General features: G+C 69.9%; 11 protein-coding genes. 6 read left to right on the forward strand and 5 right to left on the reverse strand.

Features of this window, described 5'->3' with window-relative positions; all coding sequences use genetic code 11:
- Nucleotides 1-87: 87 nt before the first annotated feature.
- Nucleotides 88-1278, forward strand: a complete 1191-nt coding sequence (locus tag FNV62_RS17150) for a globin domain-containing protein (protein ID WP_144315363.1) — start codon at nt 88-90, stop codon at nt 1276-1278.
- A gap of 130 nt (nt 1279-1408) precedes the next feature.
- Here the strand turns inward: FNV62_RS17150 and FNV62_RS17155 are convergent, their stop codons facing one another.
- Nucleotides 1409-1870 carry an Rrf2 family transcriptional regulator gene (locus FNV62_RS17155; protein ID WP_097284412.1) on the reverse strand — a complete coding sequence of 154 codons (462 nt, stop codon included), beginning with the start codon at nt 1868-1870 and terminating at the stop codon, nt 1409-1411.
- A gap of 193 nt (nt 1871-2063) precedes the next feature.
- Between FNV62_RS17155 and FNV62_RS17160 the strand changes: the two genes are divergently transcribed.
- From FNV62_RS17160 to FNV62_RS17175, 4 genes are all read left to right on the forward strand, one after another.
- Complete coding sequence (locus FNV62_RS17160) at nt 2064-2732, forward strand: DUF3105 domain-containing protein (protein ID WP_144315364.1); 669 nt, start codon at nt 2064-2066, stop codon at nt 2730-2732.
- A gap of 5 nt (nt 2733-2737) precedes the next feature.
- Complete coding sequence (locus FNV62_RS17165; protein WP_054230838.1) at nt 2738-3370, forward strand: DUF305 domain-containing protein; 633 nt, start codon at nt 2738-2740, stop codon at nt 3368-3370.
- A 654-nt stretch (nt 3371-4024) separates the two neighbouring features.
- Entirely contained in the window at nt 4025-5932 is a 1908-nt protein-coding gene (locus FNV62_RS17170; RefSeq protein WP_179858148.1) for a protease pro-enzyme activation domain-containing protein, read from the forward strand.
- Between the two features lie 248 nt (nt 5933-6180).
- A complete protein-coding gene (locus tag FNV62_RS17175) occupies nt 6181-7935 on the forward strand; it encodes an NAD+ synthase (RefSeq protein ID WP_164657628.1) in 1755 nt (584 codons plus the stop codon).
- 181 nt (nt 7936-8116) lie between these two features.
- Here FNV62_RS17175 and FNV62_RS17180 read toward each other — a convergent pair whose 3' ends face one another.
- From FNV62_RS17180 to FNV62_RS17195, 4 genes are all read right to left on the reverse strand, one after another.
- Complete coding sequence (locus FNV62_RS17180; protein ID WP_097284414.1) at nt 8117-9340, reverse strand: MFS transporter; 1224 nt, start codon at nt 9338-9340, stop codon at nt 8117-8119.
- A gap of 190 nt (nt 9341-9530) precedes the next feature.
- A complete protein-coding gene (locus tag FNV62_RS17185; protein ID WP_097284415.1) occupies nt 9531-10589 on the reverse strand; it encodes an endonuclease/exonuclease/phosphatase family protein in 1059 nt (352 codons plus the stop codon).
- 237 nt (nt 10590-10826) lie between these two features.
- A complete protein-coding gene (locus tag FNV62_RS17190; RefSeq protein WP_075026511.1) occupies nt 10827-11447 on the reverse strand; it encodes a TetR/AcrR family transcriptional regulator in 621 nt (206 codons plus the stop codon).
- 52 nt (nt 11448-11499) lie between these two features.
- Entirely contained in the window at nt 11500-13092 is a 1593-nt protein-coding gene (locus FNV62_RS17195) for an MFS transporter (RefSeq protein ID WP_143607894.1), read from the reverse strand.
- Nucleotides 13093-13319: 227 nt separating this feature from the next.
- On the opposite strand from FNV62_RS17195, the gene panB reads away from it, so the two are divergent.
- A complete protein-coding gene (panB, locus tag FNV62_RS17200) occupies nt 13320-14207 on the forward strand; it encodes a 3-methyl-2-oxobutanoate hydroxymethyltransferase (protein WP_060902016.1) in 888 nt (295 codons plus the stop codon).
- The last annotated feature ends 32 nt before the right edge of the window (nt 14208-14239 follow it).

Below are 14239 nucleotides of genomic sequence, written 5' to 3' on the forward strand. Positions count from 1 at the left end.
ATTACTGTGCGGGGCAGAAACGGGGATCGCAACCCCCCTCCCTTCCCAGGCACTTGACGTTCCGTCCCAGGCACTTGAGGAGTCCCCATGCTGTCCGAGCCGTCCACCGCCACGGTGCGCGCCACCCTCCCCGCCGTCGGCGCCGCCATCGGCGAGATCGCCGACCGCTTCTACGAAAGGCTTTTCGCCGCCCACCCGGAACTGCTCCGCGACCTCTTCAACCGCGGCAACCAGGCCTCCGGCACCCAGCGCCGGGCCCTCGCGGGATCCATCGCCGCCTTCGCCACCCACCTCGTCGAGCGGCCGGACGAGCGCCCCGACGTGCTGCTGAACCGCATCGCGCACAAACACGCCTCCCTGGGGATCGCCCCCGAGCAATACGCGACCGTGCGCGAGCACCTCTTCGCGGCGATCGCCGAGGTCCTCGGCGACGCGGTCACGCCCGAGGTCGAGGCCGCCTGGGACGAGGTCTACTGGCTGATGGCGAACGCCCTCATCGCCATCGAGCGGCGGCTGTACGCACAGCACGGCGACGGGAGGGGTGGGTGGCGGGCCTGGGAGGTCGTGGAACGCGTCGAGGAGACCACCGACGTCGCCACCTTCCGGCTGCGCCCGGCCGACGGGGGGCCACTGCCGGACTTCCGGGCGGGCCAGTACGTGTCCGTACGCGTCGAGCTGCCGGACGGCGCCCACCAGATACGCCAGTACAGCCTCTCCAGCGCCCCCGGCTCCCCCGTACGGCAGATCGGCGTCAAGCGGGTGCAGGGCGAGGCCTCGGGCCCCGACGGCGAAGTGTCCAACCACCTCCACACGCGTGTGCACGTCGGCAGCACGATCGAGCTCTCCGCGCCGTACGGCGATCTGGTGCTCGACGACACGGACGCGCCGGTGCTGCTCGCCTCCGCCGGCATCGGCGTCACCCCGATGATCGCCATGCTGGAACAGCTCGCGCTCACCGGACACCACGCCCCCGTCACGGTCGTCCACGCCGACCGCTCCCCCGCCGACCACGCGCTGCGCGCCGACCACGAGGCGTACGCGGCGAAGCTCGCGGACGCCGCCGTCCACTTCTGGTACGAGCAGGACGCCGAGGGCGCCGGCCGCCCCGGGCGCGCGGACCTCTCCGCCGTGGCCGTCGCGTCGGGCACGCGCGCGTACCTGTGCGGGCCGCTGCCCTTCATGCGGGCGGTGCGGGGGCAACTCATCGACAAGGGGGTGGCTCCGGCCGACATTCACTACGAGGTGTTCGGGCCGGATCTCTGGCTTGCGCAGGGCTGAGGCGGATGACGGATGACAGATGACGGACGGCAGGCGGCAGGCGGCAGATAGCAGGCGGCGGACTTCAGATATCAGACGTCAGCTGACAGATGACCGATGGCAGATAACAGATAACAGATTTCGTCAGGTGTCATCCGCCATCGGATGTCAGACCCGAGGTCGGCCTGCCGGAGATCCCCAGCAGCAGCGGCCCCGTAGGCGCGGCGACCACGTCCGCCACCGTCAGCGGGTCCAGCGAGGCGAAGAACGCCTCCTGAGCCCGCCGCAGCGCGCCCCGCAGTCGGCAGCCGGTGTGGAGCGGGCAGGGCGCGGCCCCCTCGCAGTCGACCACGTCACCGTCACCCTCGAAGGTGCGGACGATCGTGCCGACCGAAGCCGTACGCCCCGCTTCGGTGAGGCCGAGGCCGCCGCCGCGGCCGCGGCGGGCCGCGAGCAGTCCGAGGTGCTGGAGTTCGGCGACGACCTTCGCGGCATGGGTATAGGGGACGTCCATGTCCGCGGCGACCTCGCGGGTGGTGGGGGTCGACCCGTCGGCGACGGCGAGCCGCATCAGGACACGCAGGGCCAGATCGGTGGAGCGCAGCAGCCTCATGCCGCCAGCGTAGTTAATACGCATCTGCCGCTCAAATTATCCACGGACCATCCGAACAGCACCGCCTCCCACCTTTGCGGGGCTGCGCCACAGGGTGTCTCCTTTGGACATTCTGTGACCTCCCTTCGTACTGAGCACCCCCGTCCCATTACGATCAGCGGACCCGACCGTCCCATCCCCATAAGGACTCGCCATGGGTTCCGCCAAGAACACCACCTCCGCGCAGCGCAAGGCGCGCATAGAAGAGATGCGCAAGGCCGAGCGCGCCCGGGAGCGTCGTAACCGGATCCTCACGATCACGGCCAGCACGGTCATAGTTGCCGGTCTTGTCGTCGGCGGTGTCGTCCTGGTCAAGTCGCAGTCCGACAGCAGCAGCACCTCGGCGAGCGACTCGAAGGGGGGCTCGGGGCACTTCGTCACGGGCAAGGACGGCGTGGAGACCTGGTCGGGGACGCTGTCCCGCAACCACGTCACCAAGACCGTGAAGTACCCGATGGAGCCCCCGGTCGGCGGCAACCACAACCCGGTGTGGATGAACTGCAACGGCGACGTCTACGGCAAGGCGATCAATAACATGAACGCCGTGCACTCGCTGGAGCACGGCGCGGTGTGGGTGACGTACAACAGCAAGGCCTCCGACGCCGACGTGAAGGCGCTCGAAGCGAAGGTCAAGAAGACGCCGTACACCCTGATGAGCCCCGTCGAGGACCAGAAGGACCCGATCATGCTGAGCGCGTGGGGCAAGCAGCGCACGGTGACGAGCGCGAGCGACCCGAACGTCGACAAGTTCTTCTCGGAGTTCGTGCAGGGCAAGCAGACGCCCGAGCCGGGCGCCGCCTGCACCAACGGCCTGTCGCAGTGAGCCAGATGCGCCAGGTGGGCTGGATCGCGGGGACCACGGCGGCGGTGCTGGTGGCCGCCGGGGCGATCACGTACGCGGTCGCCGAGAGCGACGGCTCGGGGTCCTCGGGGACGAAGGTGCCGTCGGCCGACTCGGCGGACGCGGGCTTCGCGCGGGACATGGCGGTCCATCACCAGCAGGCCGTCGAGATGTCGTACATCGTGCGCGACCGTACGGACAACGTGGAGGTACGACGGCTCGCGTACGACATCGCGCAGACGCAGGCCAATCAGCGCGGCATGCTGCTGGGCTGGCTCGACCTGTGGGAGCTGCCGAAGGTGTCGTCGGACGCGCCCATGACGTGGATGGGCATGGGTGACATGGCGTCCGGCAAGGACGGCGCGCTGATGCCCGGCATGGCGACCAACACCGAGATGAAGAAGCTGAACACGCTGAACGGCAAGCAGGCGGAGGTCTTCTACCTGCAGTTGATGACCGACCACCACAAGGGCGGCATCCACATGGCCGAGGGCTGCGTCGCGAAGTGCACGGTCGGCGTGGAGAAGAAGCTCGCGCAGGGCATGGTCGACGCGCAGCAGTCGGAGATCCAGCTGATGGCGGACATGCTCAAGGAGCGGGGCGCGAAGGCCCGCGACTAGGGCCTGTCCGGCGGATCATGCCGGAGACGCGAGGTCTGGCACGCCCATCTGCGCTGATGAGGCGCCGTTGCTTCCCTCCGACCTGATCCGCCGGACAGGCCCTAGGCCGAGGACGGCCAGGGGTGAACGGCTGCGTGTGAACGGCTGTGCGTGAACGGGTCCGGGGTGTCGAACCCCGGACCCGTCCGTCTCTCCCGCCGGGTGGGCGACCGCGCCGGTCAGCCGGGAGTGGGCCGGCGTGGCCGCCGCGGTGGGACTCTTCGGACTCCGGCCGCCTCAAAGCCCCTGCGCGCCCCGGGCCGCGAAGCGCTTACCGTCGCCGGGACGAATCATGAACCCGCCGATGTCGCAATACGCTCACAGAAGTTGGGAACCCCTTTACAAGAAAACGAGGGATATCCCTACATCCGGGGCGAGGGTGACGTCATACCGTCCCAAACACCCTTTATTCGCGGCCACTTGGTGTTTCCTTGGCCTTCTCATTCCCCTGGCATGAACGGTTCATCGCCAGAGTGACCCCCAGCGTGATCCATTCCGTGCGTCCTCAATTCCGGCACACGGTTTCGCACATCACGAACGACCACACATGCGACGAACCGCATCGCAGGGGGTTTTATGAGATCCAATCGCGCCACCATGCGCGCCGGAGTGAGCATGGCAGCGACACTGCCGCTGCTCGCCGGTGCGCTGGCGCTCGGTATACCCACGGCCAACGCCGCGGACGGTCCCAGCCGGGACACCCTCACGGGCACCAAGCCCGCGTGGGCCACGGCGAAGGCGGACAAGGGGGCCTCGTCCGACAACTCCCAGGTCTCCGCCCGGGTCTACTTCGCCGGCCGGAACGCCTCCGGTCTGGCCGCGTACGCCAAGGCCGTGTCCGACCCGAACTCGGCCTCGTACGGCAAGTACCTCAGCGCCAAGCAGACGCAGGCCCGCTTCGGTGCCACCAAGGCGCAGGTCGCCGCGGTGACCTCGTGGCTGAAGTCGGCGGGCCTGAAGGTCACCGGCACCACGCAGCACTACGTCTCCGTCACCGGTGACGTGGCCGCCGCCGAGAAGGCGTTCGGCACCCAGCTCCACAACTACGCCAAGGGCAACAAGACCTACCGGGCGCCGTCGAAGACGGCCTCCGCGCCGGCCGCCCTCAACGGCGCCGTCCTGACCGTCACCGGCCTGGACAACGCCCCGCACAAGGCGACGCACGACGACACGCTGCCGCCCCCGGACGCCGTGTTCAAGAACTCCGGGCCGTTCTCCTCGTACTTCGGCTCGAACATCGCGAGCACCCTGCCGGACGCGTACGGCACGAAGATCCCGTACGCGATCCAGGGCTACACGGGCAAGCAGCTGCGCGCCGCCTACGGCGCGGGCAAGCGCACCGGCAAGGGCGTGCGGGTCGCCATCACCGACGCGTACGCCTCGCCGACCATCGCGTTCGACGCGGCCACGTACGCCAAGAACCACGGTGACTCGGCGTACAACAGCAGCCAGCTGCGTCAGGTGCTGCCCGGCACCTACACGCAGACCGAGGCGTGCGGGGCGGCCGGCTGGTACGGCGAGGAGACCCTCGACGTCGAGGCCGTGCACGCCGTCGCGCCGGACGCGAGCATCACCTACGTGGGTGCCGCGTCCTGCCTCGACAACGATCTGCTCGACTCGCTGAACAAGATCGTCGACAACCACCTGGCCGACATCGTCTCCAACTCGTGGGGCGACATCGAGGCCAACCAGACGCCGGACCTCGCGGCCGCCTACGACCAGACCTTCCAGTTCGGCGCGGTCGAGGGCATCGGCTTCTACTTCTCCTCCGGTGACAACGGTGACGAGGTCGCCAACACCAAGACGAAGCAGGTCGACACCCCGGCCAACTCGGCGTGGGTGACGGCGGTCGGCGGTACGTCGCTGGCGGTCGGCAAGGGTGACAAGTACCAGTTCGAGACCGGCTGGGGCACCGAGAAGGCCGCCCTCGCGGCCGACGGCAAGAGCTGGACCGGCTTCCCGGGCGCGTTCACCTCGGGCGCGGGCGGCGGCACCAGCAAGACCGTGGCGCAGCCCTTCTACCAGAAGGGTGTCGTGCCCGGCGCGCTCGCCAAGGCCAACGGCACGACGGCCATGCGCACCGTGCCGGACATCGCGGCGGTCGCCGACCCCAACACCGGTTTCAAGGTCGGCCAGACGCAGACCTTCCCGGACGGGTCCCAGCAGTACAGCGAGTACCGGATCGGCGGCACCTCGCTCGCCGCGCCGGTGATCGCGGCCGTCCAGGCCCTGGCCCAGGAGGCGGCGGGCAAGGCGATCGGTTTCGCCAACCCGACGATCTACGCGAAGTACGGCTCCAAGGCCTACCACGACGTGACGGACACCCCCACGGGCTCCGAACTCGCCGTGGCGCGCGTGGACTTCGCCAACTCCTTCGACGCGTCGGGCGGTCTGCTCACCTCCGTCCGCAGCCTCGGCAAGGACAGCTCCCTGAAGGCCGTGCGCGGCTACGACGACGTCACCGGTGTGGGCACGCCCACCTCGGACTACGTCGAGTCGTACCGCTCCCAGCACGGTCACTGACGGTCCTCCGTCACATCTCCACCGCGCCCGCCCCTCGTCGAGGGGCGGGCGTCGGCGTTTCCGGGCGGATCGGCGGCCCAGCGGTGCGGGATACCCCGTGGGGGTAAGTTGCCGGGCATGATGACGAGGAGCCGGGCCCGGTGGGGGCGGCCGGCGCCGTTCACCGCACTGCCGCGCCGGAGGTCCGGGCGTCTCCACGTGGGGCGCCCCACACCCCATTGTGTCGCTCTGACGATTACACTGGGCCCGTGCCTCAACTACGCCTCGCCCTGAATCAGATCGACTCGACCGTCGGCGATCTCGCCGCCAACGCCGAGGCGATCGTCCGTTGGACCCGGCACTCCGCCGAGCAGGGAGCGCATCTGGTGGCGTTCCCCGAGATGGTGCTGACCGGGTATCCCGTCGAGGACCTGGCCCTGCGGTCGTCCTTCGTCGAGGCCTCCCGCGCGGCGCTGCGCGCGCTGGCCGCGCGGCTGGCCGACGAGGGCTTCGGGGAACTGCCGGTGATCGTCGGCTACCTCGACCGGTCCGAGACCGCCCAGCCGAAGTACGGGCAGCCGGCCGGCGCCCCGCAGAACGCCGCCGCCGTACTGTACGGGGGCCGGGTGGCGCTGACCTTCGCCAAGCACCACCTCCCGAACTACGGCGTGTTCGACGAGTTCCGCTACTTCGTGCCCGGCGACACCATGCCGGTCGTGCGGGTGCACGGGATCGACGTGGCCCTCGCCATCTGCGAGGACCTCTGGCAGGACGGCGGACGCGTGCCGGCGGCCCGGTCCGCCGGGGCCGGGCTGCTGCTGTCCATCAACGCCTCGCCGTACGAGCGCGACAAGGACGACACCCGTCTCGAACTGGTGCGCAAGCGGGCCCAGGAGGCCGGCTGCACCACCGCCTATCTCGCCATGATCGGCGGACAGGACGAGCTGGTCTTCGACGGCGACTCCATCGTGGTCGACCGGGACGGGGAGGTCGTCGCACGCGCGCCGCAGTTCGCGGAGGGGTGCGTCGTACTGGACCTGGAGCTGCCGGCGGGCGCCGCCGAGCCGGTGACGGGTGTCGTCGACGACGGGCTGCGGATCGAGCGGCTGGTGCTGTCGGAGGAGCCGCTGCCCGCGTACGAGGCGGAGCTCGCGGGCGGGTACGCGGAGCGGCTCGACGCCGACGAGGAGGTCTACTCGGCGCTGGTCGTCGGACTGCGGGCGTACGTCGCGAAGAACGGGTTCCGGTCCGTGCTGATCGGACTGTCCGGCGGCATCGACTCGGCGCTGGTCGCGGCGATCGCGTGCGACGCGCTGGGCGCGCAGAACGTGTACGGGGTGTCGATGCCGTCGAAGTACTCCTCCGACCACTCCAAGGGGGACGCGGCGGAGCTGGCGCGGCGGACGGGGCTGAACTTCCGGACGGTGGCGATCGAGCCGATGTTCGACGCCTATATGTCGTCGTTGGGGCTGACCGGGCTGGCCGAGGAGAACCTCCAGTCACGTCTGCGGGGCACGATGCTGATGGCCATCTCCAACCAGGAGGGGCACATCGTGCTGGCGCCGGGGAACAAGTCCGAGCTGGCGGTCGGGTATTCGACGCTGTACGGCGACTCCGTGGGCGCGTACGGGCCCATCAAGGACGTGTACAAGACGTCGATCTTCCGGCTGGCGGAGTGGCGCAACCGGGCGGCGGCCGAGCGGGGGCAGACCCCGCCGATCCCCGAGAACTCGATCACCAAGCCGCCGAGCGCGGAACTCCGGCCCGACCAGGTCGACACGGACTCCCTCCCCGACTATCCCGTGCTGGACGCGATCCTCGAGCGGTATGTGGACCGGGACGAGGGGGCGGACGGGATCGTCGCGGCCGGGTTCGACCGGGAGCTGGTGGTGAAGACGCTGCGGATGGTGGACACGGCGGAGTACAAGCGCCGGCAGTATCCGCCGGGCACGAAGATCTCCGCCAAGGGGTTCGGGAAGGACCGGCGGCTTCCGATCACCAATCGGTGGCGCGAGCACGCGTGACGCCGTCGGGGCGGCGGGGGTCTTTCGCCCCCGCCGCCCCTACCCGTCCCCTCTCGGACCTGTGGGCTCCGTCCCCAGACCCCCCGGGGGAGTTCTTTGGCTGCGGCCGGTGGGGGCTGGGCGCGCAGTTCCCCGCGCCCCTCAAAGCCTGCGCTCGTCCCGCGTTCACGGGCGAGGCAGATCAGTGATTCGCGTGTTCCGGGTGCGGGGGGACATGGGTCGCGACCAGGCGGCCCGGTGTGGGGGCGGGGACCTCGGCGCGGCGGCGGTCCACGGCGTACGCCGTCGCGGCGACCGCGAGGCCGAGGACGGCGAGCAGAGCACCCGCCAGCGCGGGCGACGTCGTGCCGAAGCCCGCGGCCAGCGCGATGCCGCCGATCCACGCACCGCCGGCGTTCGCGAGGTTGAACGCGGCCTGGTTGGCGGAGGACGCCAGGGACGGCGCCGCGGAGGCCTTCTCCATGACCATCAGCTGGAGGGGTGAGCCGGTGATGAAGGCGGCGGCACCGAGGAGGGTGACCGCGACGGCCGCACTCCACTGGGCGCTCATGAGGACGGGGAAGAGGGCGAGGACCGTGACCAGCGAGACGAGTCCGCCGAAGAGGGTGCCGCGCAGGGAGCGGTCCGCGAGGCGGCCGCCCACGAGGTTGCCGACCGTCGCTCCGACGCCGAACAGCGCGAGCAGCAGCGTGACGCTGGAGTCGGCGTACCCGGCGGAGTCCGTGAGCATCGGCGTGATGTAGCTGTACGCGGAGAAGAGGGCGCCGAAGCCCGCGACCGTCGTACCGAGGGACAGCCAGACGGGGAGCGAGCGCAGGGCGGCCAGCTCGCCGCGCAGGCCGCCCGTGGGGCCGTGCGTGTGGTCGCGCGGGATGAGGAACGCGAGCGAGGCTATCGCCGCCAGACCGATCGCGCTCACGCCGAGGAAGGTGGCCCGCCAGCCGAAGTGCTGGCCGATGAAGGTGGCGACGGGGACGCCCGCGATGTTCGCGACGGTCAGGCCGAGGAACATCAGCGAGACGGAGCGCGCCTTGCGCTCGGGGGCGACGAGGTTGGTGGCGACGACGGCGCCGACGCCGAAGAAGGCGCCGTGCGGCAGACCGCTGACGAAGCGGGCGGCGAGCAGCCAGTGGTAGTCGGGGGCGAAGGCGGAGAGCGCGTTGCCGGCCACGAAGAGCCCCATCAGGGCGATGAGGACCTTGCGGCGGGACATCCGGGCGGTGGCCGCGGCGAGCAGCGGGGCGCCGATCACCACGCCGAGGGCGTAGGCCGAGACGAGGTGTCCGGCGCTGGGGATGGATATGTGGAGGTCGTCCGCGACGTCGGGCAGCAGGCCCATCATCACGAACTCGGTGGTACCGATGCCGAAGGCGCCCACGGCTAGGGCGAGCAGGGCCAGTGGCATGAGGGGCCTTTCAGAGGAGCGGAGTGCAAAGAGGAGAACCGGACGGGCGGGGACGTGCCCGGGTTCGTGGGCGTGCGCTCCAGTGGTCTGGGGCGCAGGCGCGCACGGACGCGCCCGTGCACACCGGTGTGCACGGGCTCCATAAGTTCACCTGTGGAACAAAGTCTCGCAGGCCCAGTATTCCAGGAGGTTAAGACCCGGTTGCCGCGAGCTTGACCCTGGCGGCGATCGGGAGGTGGTCGCTGCCGGTCCTGGGCAGGGTCCACGAGGTCACCGGCTCGATGCCCTTGACCATGATCTGGTCGATCCGGGCCATCGGGAACGCCGCGGGCCAGCTGAACCCGAAGCCGCTGCCCGCCGCGCCCTGGGTGGAGCGCATCTGCGAGGTGACGGCGTTCAGCGCGCGGTCGTTCATCGTGCCGTTGAGGTCGCCGAGCAGGACGACCTTCCGCAGTGACTCGGTGGCGATCGCCTCGCCGAGCGCGTCGGCGCTCCGGTCGCGCTGGCGGGCGGTGAACCCCGCCTGCAGCTTCACCCGGACCGAGGGCAGATGGGCGACGTACACCGCGACCTCGCCGTTCGGCGTCGTCACCGTGGCGCGCATCGCACGCGTCCAGCCCAGTTTGATGTCGACGGGCTCGGCTCCGGACATCGGGTACTTGCTCCACAGGCCGACGGTGCCCTGCACGGAGTGGTACCTGTACGTCGGGGCGAGCGCCTTCTCGTACGTGGGAACCGCCGTGGCCTTCAGCTCCTCCAGGGCCACCACGTCGGCGCCGGACGCGGCCACGTCACGGGCGGTACCGGAAGGGTCCGGGTTCTCCGCGTTGACGTTGTGCGTGGCGACGGTCAGGTCGCCGCCGGCACCGGTCCGGTCGGTGAGCAGTCCGCCGAACAGGTTCAACCAGACGATCGCGGGCAGCACGACGGCGATCAGGGCGGTCGCGGACTTCCGTACGAGGCCGAGGACCAGCAGGACCGGGATGAGGATGCCGAGCCACGGCAGGAACGTCTCGGTGAGACTGCCGAGGTTGCCGATCGTGTTGGGGATCTGCGCGTGCAGCAGCATCACCAGGGCGAGGATCAGGGCGAGCGCGGCCAGGATCAGTCCACGGCGCCAGACGCCCCGGTCGCCGCGCCATGAACCCAGCGAGCGCCTGAGCCTGTCCAGCAGGCGCCGGAGCCGGGGACCCCGACGCTCGGGCCCCGAGCCGTCGCTGCCCGTCTCCGTCACGTACGCCTGCGCCATACCGTCGCCTCACAACCTGCCGTGCACACCGTCAGCCCCTCGGCTACGACCCTAGGGGATGATCGGCATCGATCTCGCCGTCCGGGGACGGCCGTACGGGCACGAGGACGAACAACTCGACGTCCTGAGTTCCGAATACGGGGCGGAGCGCGGCCTCTGTGACGAAACGCGCACATTCGGCGCATCGGCCGGGAGGATGAATACGAGGATGAATACGAGGATGAACGAGAGGACGAACTAGGGCCGGTCGGGACGCAGTCCCGCGAGTACCGTGTCGACGATCTGTTCGGCCAGGTCCTCGGGGAGTTCGGCGTCCGGGCGCATGACGGCGCGTACCAGCATGGGGCCGACGAAGAGGTCGTTGATGACCTCGATGTCCACGTCGTCGCGCAGCTCGCCGTCCCGCTGTCCACGGCGCAGGACCTCGAAGGTGGTCAGACGCCGCGGTTCGATGACGATCGCCTGGTACGCGGCCCAGATCTTGGGGCTGGACTTGATCTGGGCGTAGACGTTGTGCAGGAGCGCCGAGGAGCGGCTGGCCAGGCCCCGCTGGCGCAGCGGCTCCAGAAGGGCTATCAGGTCGTCGCGCATCGAGGTGCCGGGGAGTTCGGTGTCCGGGGGCTCGGTGGCGCGCATGACGTCGACGAAGAGTTCCTCCTTGCCGCTCCAACGGCGGTAGATGGTCGCCTTGCCGACGCCCGCGGTCCTGGCCAGGCGTTCGATGGAGATCTCCGCGAGGGGGACGCCGTCCTCCAGGAGTTTTATCGCGCCCTCGATGATGGAGCGCTCCACGGCCTCGCTGCGGGGACGCCCCCGGGGGGACCCCTCTTGCCTGGCTGGGCTGTCCGCGAGGCTCACGTGTCGCTCCTTTCCTTGGTGGTACTGGCGCAATTCTCCCTGCCGCGCCCCGTCAGTGCTCGGCGGCCACCAACTCCGTCTCCTCCTTGCCCTGTTGCGGGGTCGAACTGCGGCCCGGCAGGAACAGGGCCACGATCACGGCGCCGACCAGCGCGATGCTCGCACCGCACAGGGCGGTGACGTGCATGGCGTGCAGGAAGGCGTCGTTGGCCGGGGCGATGAGGGCGTCGCCCCGGGGGCCGAGCTTGGCGGCGACGCCGAGGGTGGCCTCGATGGACTCGCCCGCGGTGTGCCGCAGGCCGGCCGGCAGGAGGGTGAGCTTGTCCTCGATGCCGGTGCGGTAGGCCGAGGAGAGGACCGAGCCGAGGACCGCGATGCCGAGGGCGCCGCCGACCTGACGGAAGACGTTGCTCAGGGCGGAGGCGGAGCCGGCCTTCTCGCGCGGCAGGGCCTGCATGATGACGACGCTGGTCGGGGTCATGATGTGCGCCATGCCGGTGCCCATGAGGAAGAAGATGACCTCGAGGAGCCAGATCGGCGTGTCCGCGTCCAGGGTCGCGAAGGCGCCGAGCATCGCGGCGAGCAGCACCAGGCCCGCGGTGCATGTGGCGCGGTTGCCGAAGCGGTCGACGACGAGGCGGGCGCGCGGTGCGAAGAAGAGCTGGGCCGCGGCGAGCGGCAGCAGCAGCACACCGGTCTTCAGCGGCGAGTAGCCCCGCACGCTCTGGGTGTAGAAGACGGAGAAGAAGGTCACGCCCATCATCGCGAAGAAGACGAGCGCGATGGCGGCGATGGCGGCCGAGAAGACCTTGTTCTTGAAGTAGGTGATGTCGATGGACGGATGGTCGCTGCGCTTCTCGTAGATGACGAAGCAGGCGAGCACGGCGATTCCGGCGCCGATGGTCGCGAGGACCGCCGCGTCGGTGAAGGACGCGAGCTGGCCGCCCTTGATGATGCCGTAGACGAGCAGGACGAGCCCTATGACCGACAGGACGACGCCGACGAGGTCGATGCGGCCGGGGTTCGGGTCGCGGGAGTCCGGGACCAGCCAGAACATCAGGCCGAGCGCCAGCAGCACGATCGGCACGTTGATCAGGAAGACCGAGCCCCACCAGAAGTGGGCGAGGAGCACGCCGCCGGTGATCGGGCCGATGGCGATGGCGATGCCGACTCCGCCGGCCCAGATGCCGATGGCCTTGGGCTGCTCCTCGCGCTCGAAGACGTTCATGAGGACGGCGAGGGTCGCGGGCATGACGAAGGCGGCGCCGAAGCCCATCAGCGCGCGGAAGACGATGAGCTGGACGGGTGATCCGGCCTCCGCGGCCAGCGCGGAGCCGGTGCCGAAGACGGCAAGTCCGGCGAGCAGGACCTTCTTGCGGCCGAACCGGTCGCCGAAGAGGCCCGCGGTGAACAGCAGCCCCGCGAAGACGAGCGTGTAGGCGTTGATGGCCCACTCCAGCTCGCTCTGGGTGGCGCCGAGTCCGGTGGGCGCCGGCGTCGAGATCGTCTTGATCGCGACGTTGAGGATGGAGTTGTCCAGCACCACTATCAACAGGCTGAGCATGAGCACGCCGAGAATGGCCCAGCGGCGCCGATGAACCGCTTCGGGCACGCGCCGTTCGACGTGGGCTGCGGGAGTTGTCATGGGGCCGAGCCTAGCGATTTCCGATACGGGACCGTCTCGTATCGTAAATCCTTTACAGAGACCTTACGAAGAGATGGGCCTACGGTCCACCCGAAACGCACATCACGGGTGGACCGGAGACGTACATCGCTCGACCCGGTCTGGCCCCCGGTGGCACGAGGTGCCACCATGTAGGGGGTCCGGGGACGCCGTCAGGGCGCCTCGAGATGACAGAAGGAGCCGTTGCGATGACGCAGCTTTCGGCTGCCCCGAAGCAGCCCGTGGAGGGTGCGCGGGCGACCACCGACAGCAGCAAGGCGCTGTACGGAGGCAAGAGCACCCGCCGCATCACGGTCCGCGACATCACCACAGCCAAGGAGCGCGGCGAGAAGTGGCCGATGCTCACCGCCTACGACGCGATGACCGCGTCCGTCTTCGACGAGGCCGGCATCCCGGTCATGCTCGTCGGCGACTCGGCGGGCAACTGCCACCTGGGGTACGAGACGACCGTCCCCGTCACCCTCGACGAGATGACGATGCTGTCCGCCGCGGTCGTGCGCGGCACCAGCCGCGCCCTGATCGTCGGCGACCTGCCCTTCGGGTCGTACCAGGAGGGCCCCGTCCAGGCCCTGCGCTCCGCCACCCGCCTGGTCAAGGAGGCCGGGGTCGGCGCGGTGAAGCTGGAGGGCGGCGAACGCTCGCACCGCCAGATCGAGCTGCTCGTGGAGTCCGGCATCCCCGTGATGGCGCACATCGGCCTGACCCCGCAGTCCGTGAACTCCATGGGCTACCGCGTCCAGGGCCGCGGCGAGGAGGCCGCCCAGCAGCTGCTGCGCGACGCCAAGGCGGTCCAGGACGCGGGCGCGTTCGCGGTCGTCCTGGAGCTGGTCCCGGCGGAGCTCGCCGCCGAGGTCACGCGCACCCTGCACATCCCGACCGTCGGCATCGGCGCGGGTCCGGAGACCGACGCGCAGGTCCTGGTGTGGACCGACATGCTCGGCCTCACCGGCGGCAGGATGCCGAAGTTCGTGAAGAAGTACGCCGATCTGCGCGAGGTCATGGGCAACGCGGCGCGCGCGTTCGCGGACGACGTCGTCGGCGGAACGTTCCCTCTTGAGGAGCACTCGGTCCACTGAGCCACTGCGGCACCAAGACAGCCCGCCGATTT

Source organism: Streptomyces sp. RLB3-17, assembly GCF_007113425.2.
Classification (GTDB): domain Bacteria; phylum Actinomycetota; class Actinomycetes; order Streptomycetales; family Streptomycetaceae; genus Streptomyces; species Streptomyces mirabilis_D.

Coding starts and splice junctions, on each gene's coding strand:
- FNV62_RS17165 (WP_054230838.1), top strand. CDS start 2,738: ATGCGCCAGGTGGGCTGGATCGCGGGGACCACGGCGGCGGTGCTGGTG.
- FNV62_RS17155 (WP_097284412.1), bottom strand. CDS start 1,870: ATGAGGCTGCTGCGCTCCACCGATCTGGCCCTGCGTGTCCTGATGCGG.
- FNV62_RS17195 (WP_143607894.1), bottom strand. CDS start 13,092: ATGACAACTCCCGCAGCCCACGTCGAACGGCGCGTGCCCGAAGCGGTT.
- FNV62_RS17180 (WP_097284414.1), bottom strand. CDS start 9,340: ATGCCACTGGCCCTGCTCGCCCTAGCCGTGGGCGCCTTCGGCATCGGT.
- FNV62_RS17160 (WP_144315364.1), top strand. CDS start 2,064: ATGGGTTCCGCCAAGAACACCACCTCCGCGCAGCGCAAGGCGCGCATA.
- FNV62_RS17170 (WP_179858148.1), top strand. CDS start 4,025: ATGGCAGCGACACTGCCGCTGCTCGCCGGTGCGCTGGCGCTCGGTATA.
- FNV62_RS17185 (WP_097284415.1), bottom strand. CDS start 10,589: ATGGCGCAGGCGTACGTGACGGAGACGGGCAGCGACGGCTCGGGGCCC.
- FNV62_RS17150 (WP_144315363.1), top strand. CDS start 88: ATGCTGTCCGAGCCGTCCACCGCCACGGTGCGCGCCACCCTCCCCGCC.
- panB (WP_060902016.1), top strand. CDS start 13,320: ATGACGCAGCTTTCGGCTGCCCCGAAGCAGCCCGTGGAGGGTGCGCGG.